This window comes from Streptacidiphilus neutrinimicus (assembly GCF_000787815.1).
In the GTDB taxonomy this organism is placed as follows: Bacteria; Actinomycetota; Actinomycetes; order Streptomycetales; family Streptomycetaceae; genus Streptacidiphilus; species Streptacidiphilus neutrinimicus.
Genome location: NZ_BBPO01000012.1, coordinates 72,346 through 92,382, shown reverse-complemented (window position 1 = coordinate 92,382; position 20,037 = coordinate 72,346). Strand labels below are relative to the sequence as shown.

22 protein-coding genes are annotated in these 20,037 nt (G+C 70.4%); 8 read left to right on the top strand and 14 right to left on the bottom strand.

Annotated features, from left to right (window positions below; translation table 11 throughout):
• Window positions 1–16: 16 nt before the first annotated feature.
• Window positions 17–2,029, bottom strand: a complete 2,013-nt coding sequence (locus TR48_RS10895) for a HEAT repeat domain-containing protein (RefSeq protein ID WP_052442562.1) — start codon at window positions 2,027–2,029, stop codon at window positions 17–19.
• A 79-nt stretch (window positions 2,030–2,108) separates the two neighbouring features.
• On the opposite strand from TR48_RS10895, the gene TR48_RS10890 reads away from it, so the two are divergent.
• The 4 genes from TR48_RS10890 to TR48_RS10875 all read left to right on the top strand — a co-directional run bounded on the left by TR48_RS10890 (window position 2,109) and on the right by TR48_RS10875 (window position 6,487).
• A complete protein-coding gene (locus TR48_RS10890) occupies window positions 2,109–3,065 on the top strand; it encodes an ADP-ribosylglycohydrolase family protein (RefSeq protein ID WP_042365842.1) in 957 nt (318 codons plus the stop codon).
• A gap of 127 nt (window positions 3,066–3,192) precedes the next feature.
• The gene (locus tag TR48_RS10885; RefSeq protein WP_042365841.1) at window positions 3,193–3,795 is read left to right on the top strand and encodes a DUF4291 domain-containing protein; all 603 of its coding nucleotides are present in this window, start codon (window positions 3,193–3,195) and stop codon (window positions 3,793–3,795) included.
• 109 nt (window positions 3,796–3,904) lie between these two features.
• Window positions 3,905–4,387 carry a hypothetical protein gene (locus TR48_RS10880; RefSeq protein ID WP_152627904.1) on the top strand — a complete coding sequence of 161 codons (483 nt, stop codon included), beginning with the start codon at window positions 3,905–3,907 and terminating at the stop codon, window positions 4,385–4,387.
• 261 nt (window positions 4,388–4,648) lie between these two features.
• Window positions 4,649–6,487 (top strand): HEAT repeat domain-containing protein, encoded by a 1,839-nt coding sequence (locus TR48_RS10875; protein ID WP_152627903.1) that lies wholly within the window; start codon window positions 4,649–4,651, stop codon window positions 6,485–6,487.
• Here TR48_RS10875 and TR48_RS46290 read toward each other — a convergent pair.
• The 4 genes from TR48_RS46290 to TR48_RS10860 form a co-directional block, all read right to left on the bottom strand.
• A complete protein-coding gene (locus TR48_RS46290; protein WP_268873571.1) occupies window positions 6,481–6,615 on the bottom strand; it encodes a hypothetical protein in 135 nt (44 codons plus the stop codon). The genes TR48_RS10875 and TR48_RS46290 overlap by 7 nt on opposite strands.
• A 314-nt stretch (window positions 6,616–6,929) precedes the next feature.
• On the bottom strand, window positions 6,930–7,337 hold the full coding sequence (locus TR48_RS40255) for an NADAR family protein (RefSeq protein WP_084729179.1): 408 nt from the start codon (window positions 7,335–7,337) through the stop codon (window positions 6,930–6,932).
• Entirely contained in the window at window positions 7,334–7,768 is a 435-nt protein-coding gene (locus TR48_RS10865) for a PIN domain-containing protein (protein WP_042365838.1), read from the bottom strand. The genes TR48_RS40255 and TR48_RS10865 overlap by 4 nt, the downstream gene beginning before the upstream one ends.
• The gene (locus TR48_RS10860) at window positions 7,765–8,004 is read right to left on the bottom strand and encodes a ribbon-helix-helix protein, CopG family (RefSeq protein ID WP_042365837.1); all 240 of its coding nucleotides are present in this window, start codon (window positions 8,002–8,004) and stop codon (window positions 7,765–7,767) included. The genes TR48_RS10865 and TR48_RS10860 overlap by 4 nt, the downstream gene beginning before the upstream one ends.
• Before the next feature lie 219 nt (window positions 8,005–8,223).
• Between TR48_RS10860 and TR48_RS10855 the strand changes: the two genes are divergently transcribed.
• Together TR48_RS10855 and TR48_RS10850 are read left to right on the top strand one after the other, a co-directional pair.
• Window positions 8,224–9,912, top strand: a complete 1,689-nt coding sequence (locus TR48_RS10855) for an SWIM zinc finger family protein (RefSeq protein WP_042365894.1) — start codon at window positions 8,224–8,226, stop codon at window positions 9,910–9,912.
• 316 nt (window positions 9,913–10,228) lie between these two features.
• Window positions 10,229–10,534: a hypothetical protein gene (locus TR48_RS10850; RefSeq protein ID WP_152627902.1), complete on the top strand. Its 306-nt coding sequence runs from the start codon at window positions 10,229–10,231 to the stop codon at window positions 10,532–10,534.
• Here TR48_RS10850 and TR48_RS10845 read toward each other — a convergent pair.
• The 6 genes from TR48_RS10845 to TR48_RS10815 form a co-directional block, all read right to left on the bottom strand.
• On the bottom strand, window positions 10,490–11,209 hold the full coding sequence (locus tag TR48_RS10845; RefSeq protein ID WP_161789804.1) for an IS630 family transposase: 720 nt from the start codon (window positions 11,207–11,209) through the stop codon (window positions 10,490–10,492). The two genes, TR48_RS10850 and TR48_RS10845, sit on opposite strands and share 45 nt — an antisense overlap.
• Window positions 11,155–11,487, bottom strand: coding sequence for a hypothetical protein (locus TR48_RS43075; protein WP_052442560.1), 333 nt, complete (start codon window positions 11,485–11,487; stop codon window positions 11,155–11,157). The genes TR48_RS10845 and TR48_RS43075 overlap by 55 nt, the downstream gene beginning before the upstream one ends.
• Before the next feature lie 113 nt (window positions 11,488–11,600).
• A complete protein-coding gene (locus TR48_RS10835) occupies window positions 11,601–11,960 on the bottom strand; it encodes a hypothetical protein (RefSeq protein ID WP_042365835.1) in 360 nt (119 codons plus the stop codon).
• A 1,029-nt stretch (window positions 11,961–12,989) separates the two neighbouring features.
• Entirely contained in the window at window positions 12,990–13,394 is a 405-nt protein-coding gene (locus tag TR48_RS10830; RefSeq protein ID WP_042365834.1) for a type II toxin-antitoxin system VapC family toxin, read from the bottom strand.
• Window positions 13,391–13,621 (bottom strand): FitA-like ribbon-helix-helix domain-containing protein, encoded by a 231-nt coding sequence (locus TR48_RS10825; protein WP_042365833.1) that lies wholly within the window; start codon window positions 13,619–13,621, stop codon window positions 13,391–13,393. The genes TR48_RS10830 and TR48_RS10825 overlap by 4 nt, the downstream gene beginning before the upstream one ends.
• Window positions 13,622–13,961: 340 nt before the next feature.
• Window positions 13,962–14,897 carry an NADP-dependent oxidoreductase gene (locus TR48_RS10815; RefSeq protein WP_042365831.1) on the bottom strand — a complete coding sequence of 312 codons (936 nt, stop codon included), beginning with the start codon at window positions 14,895–14,897 and terminating at the stop codon, window positions 13,962–13,964.
• A gap of 212 nt (window positions 14,898–15,109) precedes the next feature.
• Between TR48_RS10815 and TR48_RS10810 the strand changes: the two genes are divergently transcribed.
• Complete coding sequence (locus TR48_RS10810; protein WP_042365830.1) at window positions 15,110–15,721, top strand: TetR/AcrR family transcriptional regulator; 612 nt, start codon at window positions 15,110–15,112, stop codon at window positions 15,719–15,721.
• A 101-nt stretch (window positions 15,722–15,822) separates the two neighbouring features.
• Here the strand turns inward: TR48_RS10810 and TR48_RS10805 are convergent, their stop codons facing one another.
• The 3 genes from TR48_RS10805 to TR48_RS45380 all read right to left on the bottom strand — a co-directional run bounded on the left by TR48_RS10805 (window position 15,823) and on the right by TR48_RS45380 (window position 19,218).
• Entirely contained in the window at window positions 15,823–16,674 is an 852-nt protein-coding gene (locus TR48_RS10805) for a peptidase (protein ID WP_236652102.1), read from the bottom strand.
• 2 nt (window positions 16,675–16,676) lie between these two features.
• Window positions 16,677–18,107: a VWA domain-containing protein gene (locus TR48_RS10800; protein WP_042365829.1), complete on the bottom strand. Its 1,431-nt coding sequence runs from the start codon at window positions 18,105–18,107 to the stop codon at window positions 16,677–16,679.
• Window positions 18,108–18,891: 784 nt separating this feature from the next.
• Window positions 18,892–19,218, bottom strand: coding sequence for a hypothetical protein (locus tag TR48_RS45380; protein ID WP_236652104.1), 327 nt, complete (start codon window positions 19,216–19,218; stop codon window positions 18,892–18,894).
• A 1-nt stretch (window position 19,219) separates the two neighbouring features.
• On the opposite strand from TR48_RS45380, the gene TR48_RS45375 reads away from it, so the two are divergent.
• A complete protein-coding gene (locus TR48_RS45375; protein WP_236652101.1) occupies window positions 19,220–19,984 on the top strand; it encodes a glycoside hydrolase family 16 protein in 765 nt (254 codons plus the stop codon).
• Window positions 19,985–20,037: the final 53 nt, after the last annotated feature.

Below are 20,037 nucleotides of genomic sequence, written 5' to 3'. Positions count from 1 at the left end.
CCTGAACCTGGGCCGATCAGGTAGTGATGATGGGCTGCCGGTCCAGGAGGTGGTGCATCACGTCTGCCGGGATCGCGGGGTTGGCGGCCGCGGATGCGGCGGTGCTGGAGTCGTGGAGCAGACTGGTCAGCGCGCGCGTGGTCAGGCGTGGGTCACGTGCCGCCGCTTCTCTGATCACCCAGTCGGGGTCATCGAGGAGGCGGATCACCGACGCGGGTGTGAGGCGGGGGTCGCGCACGGCGCGCCAGCGCACACCGCGATCAGGGTCGCGGCTGAAAATCTCGACCAACTCGGCCGTAGCCGCTGGGTCTTCGAGAGCGAGCCGACGCATCCGGGGATCGGGGTCGTGGGCGTACTCCAGGGCCGCGCGGCGGGGGAAATTGGGATGCTCGGGGAATCGGGCGGCCGAGTAGCCGTCCCAGGTCCGGCACATCTCCAGCAGGACCTCGGCAGGTGCCTGAGCGCAGTTCTCGGCGAGGAACAGCCGCACGAGCCAGTCCTCGTCCGTGGCCAGGCATTCGACGACGTCCGGCGGCAGATTCCTCGCGCAGGCGGCGCTGCGGCGGACGAGCAGGTGGGTGGACGCGGCGCAGCGTCGCATGGCCTCTGGGTCGTCCTGCATGGCCAGCACCCAGGGGAGCGGATTGCAGCGCGCCTTGGGGTCGATCTCGACCGTGACGCGGGCGCGTTCTTCCTCAGTGAGGTCTGCGCGCACGGACACCGTCCACCGGACGGCGGAGTCGGGGTCCTGGCCGAGTTGTGCGACGAGGTGCGGTGCAAGCGTCGGATTGGCGGCCACGGCGTGCCGAATGTCCTTGTCCGCGCTTCGGGCGAGGTTCTCGGCCAGGTCGTCAGTGAGTAGGCATTCGCGGGCGGCGCGCTGCCGCTCCTTGGCGTCGGCCAGGGCTGTGAACACCGCGGTCGGCATCGGCGTTGTCGTGTGGGCGAGCAGGACCGCTTCGGCGCGTACGCCCCGGTCCGGATCCTCGATCAGCGCGGTGCGAGTGCCCGCGTCCAGGTGTGGCCAGGCTCGCCGGCACGCGGCTCCGCGCACGCCGGGATACGGATCCGTGGCCAGGGTGACCAGGTACCGGGCCGGCAGATCGCGGTGGAGCGCTACCTCGGCGCGGACCTTCGCGCTGGGATCTGCGGCGAGTTGCGCGAACGTGGCCTCGGTCAGGGGTGACCGTCCGTCCACAGCGCACATGGCGAAGATCCACCGCAGCTTCGGGTCGGGTTCCTGCAGGAGCCGCTCGCGCTGTTTGGCGGTGAGCGTCCAGCGTTCGGCGAGCTGCTTGCGGATGCGCGGTTCGAGGTGCTCGATCCACGCTTCTACGACTTCGTTCGGCAGTTCGCGGGTGATCAGCCAGCTCGCGCCGGGGAGGCGTTCGCCTTCGGCGACGTCCAGCAGCCGCAGCAGTACTGATGCGGGTGCAGCGGCATTGCGGGCCAGGCCCTCGCGCCATGCCGACCGCAGGTGCTGCGGCGCGGTCTTCCACCGCAGGACGGCATGCCACCCGGACTCGTGCTCCTGCGGCGTCTCCTGGGCGCGGGCCTGGGCCCAGGACTCGACCCAGGCGTGGAAGTGATCGACGGCGATCAGCCAGACCTCGTACTCCTCGCTGGTTGCGCCCAGCACGCTGTCGCCGTCCATCGACATGGTGACGAACTCTGGCCGTCCCGGGTGCGGGCCGAGTATTCCGGCCAGGTCCCACTGTTCGGTCAGGCGCACCCTTGTCCAGTGATTGCACCAGTGGGACCGGCAGTTGTGCTCGGCGATGCTGATCAGGAACTCGCCGTCGCCGTCGATCACGCCGTGTTCGACGGCCAGGCGATGCCACTGCCGGTTCAGTTCCGACACCAGATCCGGCCGGTCGTCCCGCACAGCCACGGTGGGAACCGCGTTCCCGGCGATCACCGGACGCCAGGCCACCGGCGCGGGCCGCGCATCGTTCACGCGCCCGTGCCCGACCACTTCCAGCCCCGCACGCTGCAGCAGCTCCCGCAGATCACTGTCCCCGCCCGTCATGCGCGCCATCTTCCCCGCCGCCGAAGCGGCGGTCCACTGAGATCAGCGATCAACGCTCGGCGGCCAGTAGTCTGCGCGGGTGGATCGTGGCGAGCGGGTCGCAGGTGCGATAGTCGGGTCGGCCGTGGGGGACGCGCTCGGTGCGCCCTTCGAGTTCAGCCGGGAAGGCGCGTTCTCCGCCCGCTTCCCGGCCCCGGACGGAGACGGGGAGATGTGCGGAGGAGGGGGCTGGGATCCGGGCGAGGCCACCGACGACACGCAGATGGCCGTCCACGTGGCCGAATCGCTTCTGGAGCGGGACGGGTTGGACCTGCCGGATCTCTTCGCTCGCTTCCAGCGCTGGGTGACTGACGGCCCCAAGGACGTCGGGCTGCAGACCGAGGACGTGCTCACCAACGGCCTGCCGTGGGACCTGGCCGCGGCCATCCACTTCCAGACCACCCACCGCGCCGCGGGCAACGGCTCGCTGATGCGTGCTGCCACCTCCGCCGTCTACTTCGCCCACGCCGGCCGGCAGGCGACGATGAACGCGGCACGACGCATCGCCGCCCTCACCCACGGCGACTCCGCAGCCTGGGAAGGCACGGCGATCTACCACGAGCTCATCCGCGTTGCCCTGGACGGCGGCGACCTGCTCGCGGCCATCCCCGACACCCTCGACGAGCTCGACCCAGATCACCGCGATCGCTACGCCGTCGTCCTCGCACCCGACTGGCACCCCGAACAGGCCACCGAGTTCAACGGCGCAGTCTGGCCCTGCCTCGGCTCCGCAGTCTGGGCGCTGCGCACGACCGGCTCTTTCGAGCAGGCGCTCCGCGCGGCCTTGGACCTCGGAGGCGACACGGACACCGTCGCCGCGGTCACCGGCGGCCTGGCCGGCGCCAGCTACGGACTGTCCGCGATCCCCATCCGCTGGACTGAGCCCCTGCACGTCCCGCTCCCCGGCTCCGGGGGCCGGACACTGCGGCTGCCGGACCTGCTCGACCTTGCCGAACGACTCGACCAGGGCTGCGCGGAGTCGGTGGTGGGCCTGTGACCGGGGCTGGGCCGCCGGTGTGAGTCAGGGGTGGTGTGTGCTGCCGCGCACAGAGCAGTCGGCCCTGCGGCCGCGTGCTCGCGAAAACCACTGGCCGGTCCGGCGGAGGGAGGAGATCATCGGCCGCGTGCTCGTCAACGTTCCCGCTCGCCAGATCCGCGCTCGCTTCACCGACCAGACCGTGACCGTCTACCAGGCCTACCCTGCCTCGATCGCTCTCCCGGCCGCGGCCGCAGGCGGGTTCCCCGCGGACTACAACCGGTCCCGCATGACGTGGATCAAGCCGTCGTTCCTGTGGATGATGCACCGTAGAGGCTGGGCGACCAGCCCCGGGCAGGAGCACGTGCTGGCCATCGAGATCACCCGCGACGGTTTCCACAGCGCTCTCGGCCAGGCTGTCGCCTCCTCCTACACCCCGCGCCTGCATACCTCGCGTGACCATTGGCGCCGCGAGTTGCGCCGCGGCGACGTCCGCTTCCAGTGGGATCCCGAACGCGACCTGAACCTGCAGCCGCTGCCCTGGCGCTCCCTGCAGGTAGGGCTCAGCGGGGAGGCCGTCCACCAGTATCTCGACTCGTGGATCGTGGGCATCGCGGATGTCACACCGCTCGCACACCGTATCCGTCGCCTGATCCTGGACGGCGAGACCGGCACGGCCGCGACCCTGCTCCCGCCTGAGCGCCCATACCCGCTCCCCTTGGTGTCGGCGGCGCGGTTGGGTGCCGAGTAGCGGCGCAGCCGCCGGCCTCCGCACTGCCGACAGGGCAGCGAGCGGACCGTTCCTCGCAAACGAAAGGGAGGCGTATGACGTTGAAATGGGTGCGTTCCCTCGGTGCGGAATGACGAGCGATCAGCCTGCAGGCCGGATCAAGCGCGGGGCAACAGGCTTCCAGGACCGGCGCAGTGGCTCTGCGCCCAGGGTTGATCCGGCAGCCGTGCGACGAGCCTGCTGGGCGGTGGCGGGACCGCTTCGAGCGACAGCGGTCGAGGCGGGCCCGGGGTATCCCGCGTCCTTCACCTGCACCGAGCTGCGAGCCTTCGACGGCCGGTTGTTGGCGGTCGTGGTCGCGCATCTGCTGCTGCCGATCGTGACCCTGGCTGCCGCTTCGCCGGTCTTCGGCGATGCGCCGAAGGCGCTGGTCCCCCAGCCGGCTTGGGCGGAGGACTTCGTCGTCGCCGGCTTCCAGGTCCTCGACGACGCAGCGCTGCGCACGCCGCTGAGGGAGGTCGATCTGTCCGCCCTTCCCGTAATCGAACGCAAGCCGATACGGCGATGGAAGCCCGCGGTGTTGGGTGAGCTGCTGTTCAATTGGTGGGACTGACGCGCGCGGCTCGTCGGCTCGGTCAGCTGACTTGCGCAGCGCCTGCCGTGGGCGGACACCCCAGCGCCGCTCAACGTCGATGACCCTCGTCGGGCGAGTCAGAGCACGGCTCCGGCACCTGCTCGCCGTCAGGGCAGCCCGAATCCGGTTGCGGAACCTGCGCCGAGTGGACATGATCGGCCGCATGACGACTTTGTTGAAGGGCAGTGCCCTTTCCAGCCGGTGACCCCCGGCGGAACGGCCTTCGAGCCGGACCAACTCGTGGACGCATGGCTTGCCGCCGCACTCGCCGACCCGAGGGGGAGCGCTTACGGTGACGCCCGCAGCGCCCTGTTCACCGTCGTGCGCGAAGAACGCAACGGCCAGGCGGCCCGCCTGATCTTCGGCTACTGCGAGCATCCTGATGCCGAAGCCCGCTGCCGGACCCTGCAGCTTCTGAACGACATGAGCTGGGGTGCGCAACCCTGGCACGCGGCCGCGGAGCGCGCCCGATCGTGCCTCGCTGATCCGGACGGAACCGTCCGCCGCAGCGCGGCATGGCTCCTCGCGACCGCCGACCCGGAGCATGCCCTCGACATGGTCCGGGAGCCGGGCTCGCCCCTTGACCCGGTGGCTCGTCTCGCCCTCGTGGAGGCAATGTTCAGCTCGCACGGGGACCTCACCGGCGAGGGGGCACTCACGCTCGCCGAGAGCCTGCGGACGGACCCGGACGACGCAGTCCGACTCCGTGCAGCCCTCGCAGCGGTCCGAGTTGCTCCACAGGAGCAGTGGCCGATGTGGGAGGAACTCGCACTGTCCTGCCTGCCGTCGGCCGGAGAGCGCCTGGGAGGCCCAGGCTCCAAGCTTGCCGTTCGTCCCGGCTGGTGGTGGTCGCTCGCCCTGGTCCGGCAGGACCGCGAGGAGGCGGCCTACGACTGGGCGTCGCGTTTACTGGTCCACCCGTCCCCGGTCGCTCGCCTGGCTGGCGTCGACATCGCCCGTGGGGCGCTGCGCCGTTGGCGCGCCGCGCCCGACCGGCTCAGTCAAGCTCTGAGCGCGGCTGTCGGCGACACCGACGCCAGGGTGCGCGCCGAGGCGGTGAGCACTATCTGTGCGAGTCTGGACAACTCCCGGCTGTGCGCCGACGCCCTGGCCGAGTTGCTGGAGGACCCTGAGCCTCGGACCGAGGCCGCCATGGGTCTCGGACGGGTGGGGGATCAACGCGCTGCCGTTGTACTGAGTGGTCTCGTGCAGACAGGCTTCATGGCGCGCGGTTTCGTTGAGGCCGTCGAGGGCGTCATCCCGCCAAGCCCCGACCCGGCGTTGTGGGTGGACGCTGTGCGCGGCGCCCTTCGCGCGGCTGATAAGCACTGCTCCGAGGACCGGTGGCACACAGGTTGTCCGCTGGCCGGGGCCCTGGCCGCCGCCGTCAGTCTGGGGCCGGCAGCCGCGCCACTGGTTCCCGACCTCGTGGCACTGGTGGACACGTCGGCGCCTTCGCCGCAGACGTGCCGCCCGTGGGTCCGCCGCCGGGCCCTTGACGTCCTCGCGGCTCTGGGACCGATGGCTTCCTCAGCCGCACCGGCGCTGCTGCGCTGCCTGGAGCGGGAGGATCTGGCCGACACGTGCGCCGCCGTGCTCCTCGCGGTGACCGGAGACCGCACCCACGCCGAACGCCGGCTCGACCAACTCCCGGACACCGTCCGGGCAATGCGCCGGGTCCTGCCGCTGATGGAGTGCCTCCACCTGCATGGCGGACTCGCACACCGGCACACGGAGCGGCTGTGCCGGATGGCGCAGGACCCCAGGCGTCTCCATCCACGCGCGATGCGCCTGCTCTGGAACGTGCAGGGTCCGGGCGTCGCGCCCCTGCTCCTCGACCTCCTGCCGGACTACCTCACCGACGACGTGTTCGGCCTGGAGACCTGCACTCTGCTCGGCGACATGGGTGCGTTCGCTCAACAGGTGATTCCCGTACTCGAAGCGCTGGCGCACCGCCGCACACGGATCGGCGTGAACACGGGCGACGAGGACGAGGAACTCCGGATAGACGAGCACCTTGCCCGCGCCGCGAGGTCGGCGCTGGAGCGGCTGTCTCCTGCGCAGAGCGCCACTCAGTAGTGACCGACGACCTGGCCATCCAGATGGTCGATCAACGCGGCTTCCTTTCGGAGCAGCCGGTCTCGGTCATCGGCAGGCAGCGAGGCAAGGGCATCGACCAGGACCCGCTTGCGAGGAACGTAGACCATGTTGCCCGAGTAGATCCGACATCCCGAGCACCAGACGAACCCGATGCAGCGCTCGAAGCTGGAGGACCCGGGAGGATGGAAGCGGTACTGGTAGGAGAGGACAGGCCCGTGGCATACAGTGCAGATCCAGCGGTCACCGTCGCGGACAGACCAGCCAGTGCCCGTCTTGCGCCAGGACTTCCGTCCGGCCGGCGCTCTTCAAGTTGCCATGCGGCCATTCTGCACCGCAGCGTTGCCGAGGGACACTCAATTGCTTGGCGTCGGCCGTCGGCGCGAGCCGCGATCGACCGAGCCTGAAGCAGCTCACTTCGACGTTACTGCTTCGATCTGTCGGTCGGACCGAGTGTCCGCTGGATGACGAGCTCGGAGCGGGTGAGCTCCAGGAGCCGCCCCATCCAGTTGCGACCGCGGTGGTCTGGGATGTCGCGCCAGAAAGGGGAGTCCGACAGCCCGGTGTAGCTGATCCTGCTGTCACCGGTGTCGAGAAGGATCTCGGCGAGGGCAGGGTGCTGGGTGAATTTTGCCTCCAGCAACCCGCGCATCACCGCAAGTCGTTTGAGATGCCAGTGGGCTCTGCGCTCTACCCGGCCCCCGAGTTCATCCGCGTCGCGACCGCTCTCCGTATCGCGGATCTGGTCGTGGACTGCCGGATCCGCCGCGGAAAGCGCCCAGTAGCTGCGGACAGCGCGGTCTTCTACTCGGTGGGGGACCGCTCCCGTCAACGGTCGTCGGGGAGCAGGCGGAAGCCGTGCTTCCCGGTCAGCGGCATGAGGGCGCGGAAGTCACGGCGGTCCAGGGTGAGGATGGACTCGGTGTCGAATTGTTCGGCGAGGACGACGTTGACGGCGTCGGTCAGGTCCAGCCGCAGGCCCGCGTACCGGTCCTGCACTTTGCGGGCCTTGCGCAGGGTGTCGGCGGACAGGCCGGGAACGGCCACCCGGCCCGTCTGTTCCTGGCTGAGCAGCCAGTCGTTGACCGAGAGGGCGGCCTGGCGGCTGACGTTGCGCGTGGTGATGTGCTCGATCTCCAGGAGAACGAGTGGGGAGACCACGGTGAGGGCGGCTTCACGCAGGGCGGCCCGAGCAGCCTCGTGTTCGGGGTCGGCGACGTTCAGCGCTGCGACCAGGCCGGAGGTGTCGCCGATGACGATCACTTCTGGTCCGACACTGCGTCGGACACGGTCTCGTGGATTTCCTCGGCGCTCACGGGGTGGCCGAAGTCGAGACGGGGGATGTCCCAGTCCTCGTTCCAGCGCTGGGTGCGGAGTGCGGCGAGGTGGAAGGCCTCGCGGAAGTACTCCGATTCGGGGCGGCCCTCACGCTCTGCTGCCGCTTTGATCAGCGCGAGGTCCTGTTCGTCCACCATGACGGTGGTCTTCTTCAGTGCCATAGGGTTATGGTACCTCCACCATATGCATGCGGCTGGCTCTCATGCGGTGCCCGGCTTCGAAGCGGCCAGACGGCTTGCCGCCGCGCCCCACGACCCCCCTCGGCTCACACGTCACGTCGAACGGAACGGCGTCGGACGCAGTCGTTGGGATACTGGTCGCCGGCGGTGCCGGGAGGGTGAATCCGCTGATGGTTGCTGTGGAGCGTGAGGCTGATGTCCATGAGCGGGGTGGGCTTCTCGGAGGCGCAGCTGCGGGATGCAGCGGGGGTCCGGTCCTTCGAGCGGGGCCTGGAGTACACGGGTGCCGTCTCAGGGTTGGAGGTGCTGGAGGCCGGGGCCACGGCTACCGTCCACGGCGGCAGTGCCTACCGGGTCGAACTCGGCACCGGCCGGGGCGGCGGACTGTGGGGCAAGTGCAGTTGCCCGTACGGTCGCGAGGGCCATTTCTGCAAGCACTGTGTCGCGGTGGGGCTGGTGCTGCTGAGTCGGGCCGCAGCCGTTCCGGGGCAGCGGGCTGAGGCGGAGCGCGGCCGTCGAGATCTGGACGAGTGGCTGGAGGCCCGCAGTCAAGGAGAACTGCTGGCGCTGGTCCGGGAACAGGTTGCCCAGGATCGGGCGCTGCGCCGTCGGCTGGAGTTGCGTGCGGCTGCGGACAACGCCGACGTGGACGCGATGCGTGTGCGCATTCGTGCGCTGTTGGACGCCTCCCCGTTCAGCCAGTACGGCTTCGTGGAGTACGCGGATGCGGACGCCTACGCCGAACAGATCGCGGAAGCGGTCCGGGCGATCGGCTCATTGCTGGAGACCGAGTACGCCGAGCAGGCGGTGGAGGTGGCCCGCGAAGCGCTCCGAATCCTCGCCTCCACGTACGAGAGCGTGGACGACTCCTCGGGGCAGCTGGGCAGTGTGGTCGAGGAGTTGGGCGAGGTTCATCTCGACGCCTGCCGGGCGGCGCAGGCCGCTCCGGGGGAGACCGCGGAGTGGCTTTTCGCGCACCTGACCGGTCCTGGCGGTGACCTGCTCGACATTGACGTCACCGACTACTTCGACGTGCTCGGTGCGGCGGGCAAGGCGCGGCTGGCCGCCCTGGTGACGGAGGCGTGGCACCGTCACCCGTCCGACTGGACGCTCAAGTACCTCAAGCAGCAGCTGGCGCGCTTGGAAGACGACGTTGACGCGGTCGTGGCCGTGTACGCGGCCGATCTGGCTCCCACGGGTGCCACGCATCTGCAGGTCGCGCGGGAACTCGACGCTGCCGGCCGATCCGGGGAGGCGCTGGAGTGGGCGGCTCGAGGCCTCGAGGCCGCCTCGTCCGCCGCGCCCGCCGGGAGGGTGGACTCGGGCCTTGTCGACTACCTGTGTGACCGCTACCAGGCCGCAGGCAAGGCAGAGCTCGCGGTGGAAATCCGCCGCGACCGGTTGCGTGGGGAGCTGAGTCTGGCCGCCTACCAGCGCTTGCGCCGGGCTGCGCAGGCTGACGGTTGCTGGCCGGCCGAGCGTGGCCCGGCGCTGGAGGTGCTGCGTGCCGAGGCGCTCAAGCAGGCAGAGAAACCGTGGCGGTCGCCCGCGGCGTGGATCGACGCGCTGGTGGACGACGGGGATCTCGAGGAAGCCTGGGTTGCTGCGACCGGGGTGGCCACGGATCAACAGTGGCTCACTTTGGCTGACCTGGTGTCAGCCCAGCGTCCGGGTGATGCGCTCAAGGTCTATCTGCGCGCGGTCGAGCCGCTGACGGCCGTAACGGGCGACGCGGCGTACCAGCAGATTCTTCGGTTGCTGGTCAGTGCCCGCGCCTGTCATGAAGCTCTTGGCACAACGGGGGAGTTCGACGTATACGTGGCCGCGCTGCGTGCCGGGCAGAAGCGCAAACGGAACTTGATGCGGCTGCTCGATCAGCACGGCCTGTGACCTGTTGGATGGCCTCCCGTGCTGGCAGTGGCGAGCGAGGCCTGGACTGTCTCGGCTCGGGCTGAAGTGCCTTGGGGCGTGTGATACCAGGCTCCGGTAGCCGTGACCGCGCGTCCGGGTGGTGGGAGCGTGGTGGGAGCGACGGCGCCGATCACGATTGATACCCGTTGGCGGCGTCGGGACTTGCGGACACCTCGAAGTCGGACAGATCGGCCTGGATCAGTGCACTTTGCAGTGTGTTGGTACTACCGGGAAATGATCTAGGGAGGCTCTTAATCAGCGGGTCCGGGGTTCGAGTCCCTGGCGGCGCACCACCGTGGAGCTGGCGGGTCGCGGCATCGTGGCAGACGCGGCTGCGAATCGATGGGTGCTGGAGGTGGGGAAGCCGTCGTTGGACGGCTTCACACTTGGTGACAAGATGATCGATCTCGCCGGATGGGGCGACGGGCTTGTTGACCTGTGGCAGAGGTTCGGAGACGGGGTGATCGACGTGGTGGCCTTCGAAGCCGGGCTGGCGGAGATCGTCGCGGCCATCGAAGAGTGGCCGTCCGTGCCGGAGGAGCCGGCGGAGGACTTCTCAAGCCGCCTTCGCCGGGTACTGGGTCCAGGTGCGGATCGGTGATTCGGAGGCGAAGGCAGTCTTCGGCTCCGCGCGGGCGTTGTGCCAGCGGATGTAGGCGCTGATGGCGGCGTTCTGCTCGTCGTGGCTGCGGTGGTCGGTGCCGTTGAGGGCGAAGTAGCGAAGGGCTGCGAACTCGGATTCGATCCAGTTCAGCCAGGATCCGTAGGTGGGCAGGAAGACCAGCTCGACCTTGTTGGCCTCGGCCCAGGCCCAGACGTTCGGGTGCTTGTGCGGAGAGAAGTTGTCCAGCACGACGTAGAGCGTCTCGCCGGGCCAGCGGGCGCGCAGGGTCTTGAGCAGGGCAAGGAACTCACGCCAGCGCTTTCGCTTGCGGATGCGGTAGTAGATCTTGCCCGTGGCCAGGTCGAGGGCGGCGAGCATGTGCACACGCCGTCGTAGCGGTTGTAGGTGGCCCGCAGCCGGCGCGGGGAACAGTGAGGGCGCCAGGCGTTCCCTTGCGGGGCTGGAGATTGAGCGGCCGAACTCGTCCACGCAGACCACCCGGCCGTCGGCGGGCGGAGTGTCGTACAGCTCCAGCACGCGCTGCATCTTGGCGATGAACTGCGGGTCGGTCGAGGCCTTCCACGTCGTGGTGGTCTGCCAGGAGGAGCCCGTCGGCGTCAGGCGCCCTGAGTGATGGGTGCCACGGGGACGCGGCGTGCCTCGGGGCAGCACCAGTAGACCCGTTCCCCGTCTCGCTCGACGGCCATCGGGTGCCGGTGGCCGGGACAGGGCGGATACGGCGTGGAGCCCACGGCCTCCTGTGCCGCGTCCATGAGCGCCTGTGCGCAGCGCCATGATTGCTCGGCGGCGCTGCCGCCCTCGTGCATGTGGAACGCGAAGTCCTGTCCGTCGACGTCCGCTTGGACGAGGAACGCGGGCGGCTGCCCCGACGGCTCTCCCCAGCCTGGTGCGAGGACGGTTTCAGTCGGGGAGACGGACTGGACGTTCACTGCAGGACTGGTGGGTGGTCGGAGCGATTCGGCCACGCCGGCCAGGACGGAGAGCAGGAGTGGGGAGGGCTCAGCGAAGGACGACAGAGTTTCCGCCTATGTGGAGCACGGCCTTACCGGGGTTCCCGGCCACCTCGACCGGGAAGGTCAGTGTGTCCCACCAGCTCATCAGGTCGCCACTGGCCATGCCGCCCTGGGTACCGTGAAGGAGGTAGGAGACGCCGACGGTGTGGGGGGGCGTTCGCGCCGAGGTAGTGGCCGGTTCCCTTGTACCAGCGCATGCCGGCCTCGTTCATCGGGCCGGCGGCGATGGCCTGCAGGGGCAGGACGACCTTGTAGCCCCAGTTGACGTTGTTGTAGTTGCAGTTGTAGCGGGTGTGGAAGGTGCCGTTGCGGTCGCTGAAGGTGTTGTCCGGCGCGGAGCAGTGCACCACCGGGTAGGTGGGACCCGGGTCGACTTTCTGCGGCTGCACCTTGGGTGCGTCGGGCCCCAGCTCCGCCTGGAGCTGCGACTGCAGGCTTGCCGCGGTCGTCGGCGTGACAGGCTTGTCGAGGGTGATGTCCAGGGAGGAGTCCTCGGCCTGGACGGATATCGATGAAACGGTGGCCTGCTCGGCGGTGGTCTCGGCCGCGGTGGCCGGTGTGACGATGCTTCCGCCCAGGCACAGCCCGATGGCTGCGGCCAGGATGAGTTCGCCCCTGCGCCTGGATCCCCCTCAAGTTGCTGTGCCGCGCCCCAGCCCCTTTGGGGTGCCGGGTGCGGCCGAATGAGCAAGATCCTTTCAAGGGCTTGGGCTGGGCTGGCACCCCCGAAGGTCCGAGGAGGGCCTCCAGCTGGAGGTTGCCGGACCGGTCGGGTGGTGATGGCGTCCACCTCCGTGGACGCCGGTCGGCGGTGCGGCTGCACCGGAGCCCCGCCGTGGAGCGACCGTCGGGGGCGAAGCCGTCTCGGCCGTCCGCTCCGCGCTTCCGCCTCGGGTGTGGTCCGGTATCAGTCGTCGGCGAGGGCGGCCGCGAGAGCGCCGACCAGCTCGGCGGGGATGTCGCGGTCCGCACCAAAGGGGCGAGCGGTGCCCGGTTGGGGCGGACCCAGATCCGCCACAGCTCGAGCTTCGGGCGGGTCCCCGGTTGGGGCAGGAATCCGGCGTAGAAGCGCTGGCAGGGGGAGAAGGTGTGGCAGTTCGCGGAGTCGTCGGACCAGGACCACCCGGGGATGTCGAGGCGGTCGAGAGCAGCGTCGGGCCCTGCTGCGGACCCGCTGGGCGCCGATCCCCGCGTCCCGCCGTCTTGGCGAACTCGGCGTGGGCGACCAGGAGGTGGCGAGCCTCCTTGCTGACGCCGCCACCGGCAGTGACGACAACTGCGGCTCGGCGAGAACGCATTGTGCTACCCGTACCGGAAGCGATGACGGTGCCTGGTGGCCCTCCGGCGCCGACCCCGCCATGGTTCTGGCCGCGCTGATCCGAGGCTAACGGTCCGCGCTCGGCTTCCTACGGTGCTTGTCAGGCGAAAACTTCGATGGCGCACTTGGCTGCGCCGCTGCGTCGGATGCGTGCGTCACTGGTGATCAGCGGGACGCCGAGGGTTTCGGCGAGAGCTACGTACTGTGCGTCGTAGGCGCTGATGTTGTGGTGCAGCGCGCGGACCCGCTGCCACAGCACGAGGGTGTCGTGTCGGACGATGGAAAGGGTTTGGTAGTCGCCGACGGCTTTGACGGCCTCCTTGTCCGTGAGCTTTCCGCCCTTGGCCATGCCGAAGAGGGCGGACATGATCTCGTAGTCCAGCAGGCCGGGGGCGGTAAGCGTGTCGAGCTGCCGGAGTCGCTCGCGGACAGCGAAGCCGGCGGGGCTGTGATCGGTCAGGGCTCGGATGAGGGCGGAGCAGTCGATGACGACGGTGTTGGTCATCGGCGCTCTCGGCTGTCCTCGATCGCGGCGAGGATGTCGGGCGTGCTGAGCTCGGTGCGGGTTTCGCGGTCGAGTCGCGCCATCATTTCGGCCAGGGTAGGTGTCGTGGCCTCGCGCGTGACAAGGTCGAGAAGGTACGACTGGAGGCTCTTCCCGCCCTGGGCGGCCTTGAGTTTCAGCTGTTCGAGGACCGAGTCGGGTACTTCGCGGATGGTCACGGCAGTCATGCATGCATTTTAGCTGCACTGCCTTTAAAGTGCCATCACCATTTGTCGGGCGGCTTCGCGCCCGGGTGGTCTGCTGGCCTCGAAGTGCAGACTTTGGACCGCGTACGGCTTCTGGCGCGCGGCAGCCCGCTGGATGACCCCGCCAGTGGCGGGAGCATATGGACTCGCGTTCGCTGCGAGAGCGAGGGCGCGTCGCCCTTCGGCGCCGAGTTCGGCGACAACACGGCCCGGCCCGGCTTCGCCGGGTGGGTGCGGCACTGGGCCGGGGGCAAGCCGTGGTGGGACGGGGCCTGAGCCGACAGCGGTAGCCGGGCTCGGCCGCCCGGGGGCGACGCGCCGGTCAGGCCGGGATGCGGAGGACGGTCTTGCCGCGGGCGCCGCCGCGCTCGACCTTCTGCAGGGCCTCGACGGTGTCGTCCAGCGGGTAGGTGGTCTCCAGCAGCGGCTGCAGCTCGCCGGAGGCGACCAGCGAAGCGAGGTGGGTCAGCTGCTCGCCGTGCGGGCGCATCATGAAGGCGCGCGCCTCAACGTTCCACTCGGCCTTCTTGGCCTCGGCGTCGGCGATCGGGACGATCGAGACGAGCGTGCCGCCCGGCTTGAGGACCCGGAAGGAGCGGTCCTGGGTCGCCCCGCCGACGGTGTCGAAGACCACGTCGAAGCCGCCGAGGACCTCGTCGAACTGTTCGGCGCGGTAGTCGACCACCTGGTCCGCCCCGAGCTTGCGGACGAGGTCGACGCCGTCGCCGCCGGCCGTGGCCACGACCTCGGCGCCCAGGTGCTTGGCGAGCTGGACGGCGACCGAGCCGACGCCGCCGGCGCCGCCGTGGACGAGGACCCGGGTGCCCGGACCGACCTGGGACTGCTCGGTGAGCGCCTGCCAGGCGGTGAGGCCGACCAGCGGCAGCGAGGCTGCCTCCTCGAAGGACAGCTTCTGCGGCTTGGCGGCGACGAGCGAGCGGTCGACGGCGACGTACTCGGCGAAGGCTCCGCCGACGCGGGGGTCGACCCGGGCGAACACCTCGTCGCCCACCGACAGGTCGGTGACCTCGGCGCCGACCGCGCTCACCAGGCCGGCCACCTCGCTGCCGATGACCAGCGGCTGCGCGAGCGGCCCGGCGCTCATGAAGCCCTTGACGATCAGGTGGTCCACCGGGTTGACGCCGGCCGCGCGGGCCTCGATCAGCACGTCACGCGGACCGACAGCGGGGGTGGGGACCTCGGTGACCGTCACGACGTCGCCGACCTGGCCGTACTGGTTGATGACCGCTGCCTTCATGAGGAACTCCTGGTTCGTGTTGGTGGCTCTGCTCGGGTGTGCCGGGTGTGCCGGGTGTGCCGGGTGTGCGGGGTGGGGCGGGCCCGGGGATCGGGTCGGCTGTGACGCTGAGCCGGAGTAGTTTCGGACCGCTCGTTCCATAACCTACGCGTTCTGGAACGAGCGGTCAAGTAAATGCTGCTTTCGTCCGTCGCGTTCGCTACCGTGGAGCCATGGCCAGACCCCGCACGTTCGACGAAGACGCGATCCTCGACCGCGCGATGCTGCTGTTCTGGCGCAAGGGCTACGAGGCCACCGCCATGAGTGACCTGGTCGAGGAGCTGGGCCTCGGCCGCGGCTCGATCTACGCCGCGTTCGGCGACAAGCACCAGCTGTTCGTGCGCGCGCTCTCCCGCTACCTGGGGCGGCAGGACACCCTGCTGACCACGGCCTTCGACGCCGACGGCCCGGCCCTCGCCCAACTGCGCGACGTGCTCGACCGTCTTCTCGCCGCCGACGCGGCCTGCGGCAACGCCGGATGCTTCAGCGTCAACAGCATCGCCGAGCTGCTTCCCCGCGACGAGGACGTCGCCCGGCTCGCGCAGCGCAGCCTGCGCGTCGCGGAGGAGGCGTTCACCCGCCAGCTCGAACGTGCCGCGCAGGACGGTGAGCTCTCCGCGACGGTCACCCCCGACGCGGCCGCGCGCCTGCTGCTCACGGTGATCCAGGGCATCCAGATCGTCCGCAAGGTCGATCCTGATCCCGCCCGCGCCGCAGTCGCGCTCGACTCCGTCTTTGCCCTGCTGTCCAAGGAGCCCGCCGAGCTGATGCCGGACCCCGCCTAGCGGGTGAAGCGCTCACGGGACGCGCCGCTGCTCGAAGACCCCGGGGCTTCCCCCGGGGCGCGCCGTTGCGGGCGGCCCCAAAGGGAAGCCCCGGCGTCGGCTCAGGAGAACCAGCGGCGGGGGTGGCGGGTGAGGGTGAAGCCGACGACGCCGAAGAGGCTCGCCGCGATCGCGCCTCCGCCCGTCCACCACCAGCGGGCGTTGCCGCCGGAGAAGAAGCCGGAGGACGCGCCGACGGCGGCCGGAGCCGCCGAGGCGGAGGCGCTCTGTGCCGAAGCTCCGTCCGTGGACGTCGCCCCCGATGTAGCGCCCGCGCCCGCGCTCGGGCCGGCGCTTGGCAGTGACAGCGGCGCGGAGAGCGAACCGTCGGAGGAGGGGTCGGAGCCCGACGGTGCGGCGAGGCCGATCTGGGCGCTGACCTGCAGCCCCAGCTCCTGCTCCGGGAGTGCGCCGACGGTCAGCCGGACGTAGTACGTGCCCGGGAGCGGGTCGTCGGACCAGGTCTCGGCCCAGCTGCGGATGGTCGGCAGCGTGCAACTGAGCTGCACCGAGCCGGAGTCGGTCCCCGCCTGCGCCTGCGGGGTGCCGCTGACGCAGGGTTGGGCCCGGCGGAGGCCGTCGTAGAGGTCGAGCCGCCAGGTCTCCGTGCCCTGCCGCTGGGTGCCCGGCGGCAGTTGGACCGTCGCGGTGACGTTCGGGCTCTGGCCGGCCTGGGCCTGGAAGGACCAGTAGAAGTAGTCGCCCACCGCACCGGTCGCCTGGCCGGTCTGACCTGGCGTCAGTGTGCCGGCGGTGCGGAACGAGGTCCCCGCGAGGGCGGCGGCGCTCGTCGAGGCCGACGGGGAGGCGGGCCCGGGGGTGTCCGCGTGGGCGGTGCCCGCCAGCACGGGAGTTGCGAGGAAGGGGACGGCGAGCAGGCTCAACGTCCCAGCTGCGCGCAGAAGTCGGGGCATGGTCACGGAGCCCTCCACACGGCCACGCGCCAGCGCGCGAGCCAGCCGAAGATCAGACCGCTGACGAGACCGATCAGCGCGAGCAGGCCGACCAGGGCCCAACCGGAGCCGAGCCACTGCGCGCCGCCGCCCGAGGCGGAGGCGCCCGGGACGACGTCGATGCTGAGCTCGACGGGGAAGCCGGGCTGGTTGCCCGCGCCGACCGTGGTCACGCTGAGCGCGTTGGCGACGGAGAGGCAGACCATCCCGTCGGTGGCGCTGCCGGTCGTGGTGGCCGTCGTGTCTGTGGACGGGCTGCCCGTCGGGCCGGCCGTCGTGCCGTCGGTCGGGGTGGAACCGGTCGGGGCGGCCGATGTCGTGTCGGCGGCCGTCGCAGAGGCGGACGAGGCGGACGAGTCGGATCCGGCGGACGAGGCGGACGCGTCCGCCACCGGCGCCTGGGCGCGCAGGCCGGTCGAGACGACGTCGTTGCGTCCGCTCGACGCGCCGGCGCCGCGCGCGAGCTCCCGGCCGTCGGCCGTGGTGGCGCGCATGGTGATGTCGTAGTGGGGCGCGACCGGGCGGTCGATGGCTATCGACGCCGAGGCGCGCAGCTCCTGCCCGGCGGGCACGGCCACCCGGTACCAGCTCTCCTGCTGCGGGTTCTGCCGGTCGGTCCAGACACCGGGCCTCAGCACCGGCGCCGTCGCGCAGGCGTCCGTTCCGGTCGTGGGGGCCGGCGGCGCGGCGGCCTGGGTGGTGCCCGACTGGACGAGCTGGGTGAGCCGGGTGCTGAGCTCGCCCTCGGTCCGGACCTCGGTGTAGGTGCCGCCGGTGGCCTGGGCGATGCAGCTCAGCTGCCGACGGACCTTGTCGTCCTCGGTGAGGCCGAGCGTGTCCACGGTCAGATGGGTGCCGTCGGCGGCCAGGGCGCGCGCCACGTCGCAGGGGTCCGGCGGCGCGCAGTCGTCCTCGCCGTCGGTGACGAGCACGATGTGGCGGCTGGAGCTGTCGACGCCGAGGTCCTTGGCGGCGTCGCGCAGGGCCAGGCCGATCGGCGTCCAGCCGAGCGGGCGCAGCGTCGCGACGTCGGTCTTCATCTCGACCCGGTTCAGCGGGCCGATGGGCACCATCAGTTGGGTGTCCTTGCAGCCGACGGCCTTGTTGTTGCCGGGATAGGTCGCGCCCAGGGTGCGCAGACCCACCTGGTCCTGGTCGGGCAGTGCGTCGACGACTTCGTCGAGCGCGTGCTGCGCGGCCGAGATGCGGCTCATGCCGCCGATGTCGGGCGTGCGCATCGAGCCGCTGACGTCGAGGATGAGCTCGACCTTGGGCGGGGGTTGGGCGGTGTTGTCGGTGCTGTCCGCGTGGGCGGTCGTGGGGAGACCGCCCAGCAGGGCCAGTGCGGCGAGCCAGGCTGCTGTCCCGGCCGCCGCCCTTCGGAGGATGATCACCGCCCGATCGTACTGATCTTCGACCGGAGCTTGATCACGACTGCGGTCCGGGTCAACTGCGCGGGCGCGCGGGCGCATTCGCTGACGCGGTGCCAACGTGGGGGCCGCGCAGTCGGGGTGGGCAATTGTCACTAAAGTGAGCAATCGGGTTAAGTCGGACAAAGGGGCAGCCGGGATCGCTTGTGTGCGAGGTCACAGTTTCGGTGGCGGTTCCTGTGAAAACGCTCTGCCACCAGGCATCTTGCGGGAGCGGTCGCGATGTGCGGCGCGCCCTGCGCACGGGTGGCGGGCGGAGGGAGGTTGCGCCGGTCCGCGCTCGTCGCGCAGGCTCCACGTGCATCGGGTCAACCAGTCCGCTCCTGTCCGCGGTCGGCCCGGCACGTCGGGGGGGAAACGAAAGGTTCTCCCACGCCATGCGCAATCAAGCGAAACACCGCCTCCGTTCGGCCAAGCGGCGGAGGGTGCTGGCCGCCACCGGGCTGGCCATGGCCACAGCGACCGCGGTCGCTGTCGGCGGCGCCAGCGCCGCGCAGTCGCACACGGCCAACCGCGTCGTCGTCGACGCCCTGTCCCTCAGGCCGTCCTCCCCGGCGGCGGGCACCTCGGCCACCGCCACGGCCAGGCTCCACGCCACCCGCACCCTTCAGGTGCAGGCGCTCACGGTCGCGGTGCGGTCCGCGAGCGGGGCGCACTTCGACTTCAAGGTCTCCGGCCCCACCACGCTGAGCACCTCCGAGACCGTCTTCACCCCGGCGAGCCGCACTTTCGCGGCCGGCGCGTACAGCTACTTCGTGGAGTACGAGAGCGACAACACCTGGCACCGGCTCGCTCCGACCGGCTCCTTCACCTCCGACGGCGCCAGCGTGACGCCGAGCTCCGCGGCGACTCCGGCCGCGAGCGCCGCGCCGTCGTCCTCGGCGTCGTCCGCCGCGCCGGGTTCGGCGTCGGGTTCGCCGAGTGCGAGCGTCACGAGCGCGCCGACGACCTCCGCGGCCACCGGCACGGCTTCGGCGTCCGCGTCCGCGGCGGCCTCGCAATCGGCATCGGAATCGGAATCGGCGTCGGCGTCGGCGTCGGCCTCCGCGGCGGCGTCTTCGCCGACGGCGACCACGATCCCCAGCCAGATCCCGACCACGGCCCCGGCGACGACCCCGACGTCGACACCCACGTCGACGGCCTCGTCCGCCGCGACCCCCGTTCCGGTCGGGATTCAGGGTTCCTGGCACGAGGTGTTCGCCGACGAGTTCAACGGGACCAGTCTCGACACCTCGAAGTGGAACCCCAACTGGCTCGGCTGTGGGACCTGCACCACCCCGCCGGTCAACAGCAGCGAGCAGGACGCCTACGCACCCTCGCAGGTCAGCGTCGGCGGCGGCTCGCTGCACCTGGCCATGGCCCAGGAGCCCACGACCGTCAACGGCAAGACGTACCCGTACCGTTCCGGTCTCGTGGAGTCCAGCGGCAAGGCCCAGTTCACCTACGGCGCGTTCGAGGCGCGGATCTACCTGCCGCCGGGCAGCGGGGGCGTCGCCAACTGGCCGGCCTTCTGGACCGACGGCCAGAGCTGGCCGACCGACGGTGAGATGGACGTGATGGAGGGCCTGGAAGGCCAGGCCTGCTACCACTTCCACTCCCCGTCCGGCGGCCCCGGCGGCTGTGCCTCCGGCGACTACAGCGGATGGCACACCTACGGAGCCGACTGGGAGCCCGGTTCCGTCACCTACTACTACGACGGCAAGGAGGTGGGCCAGATCACCACCGGCATCACCTCGGCCCCGCAGTACCTGATCCTGAACAACGGCCTCAACTCCTCCGACGCCCAGCCTGTGGCGCCGTCGGACATGCAGGTCGACTACGTGCGCGTCTGGCAGCACTGACGCGAACGAGGTGAGCGGGCGGGCGCGGTGTCCGAGGGAACGTCCTCGGACAC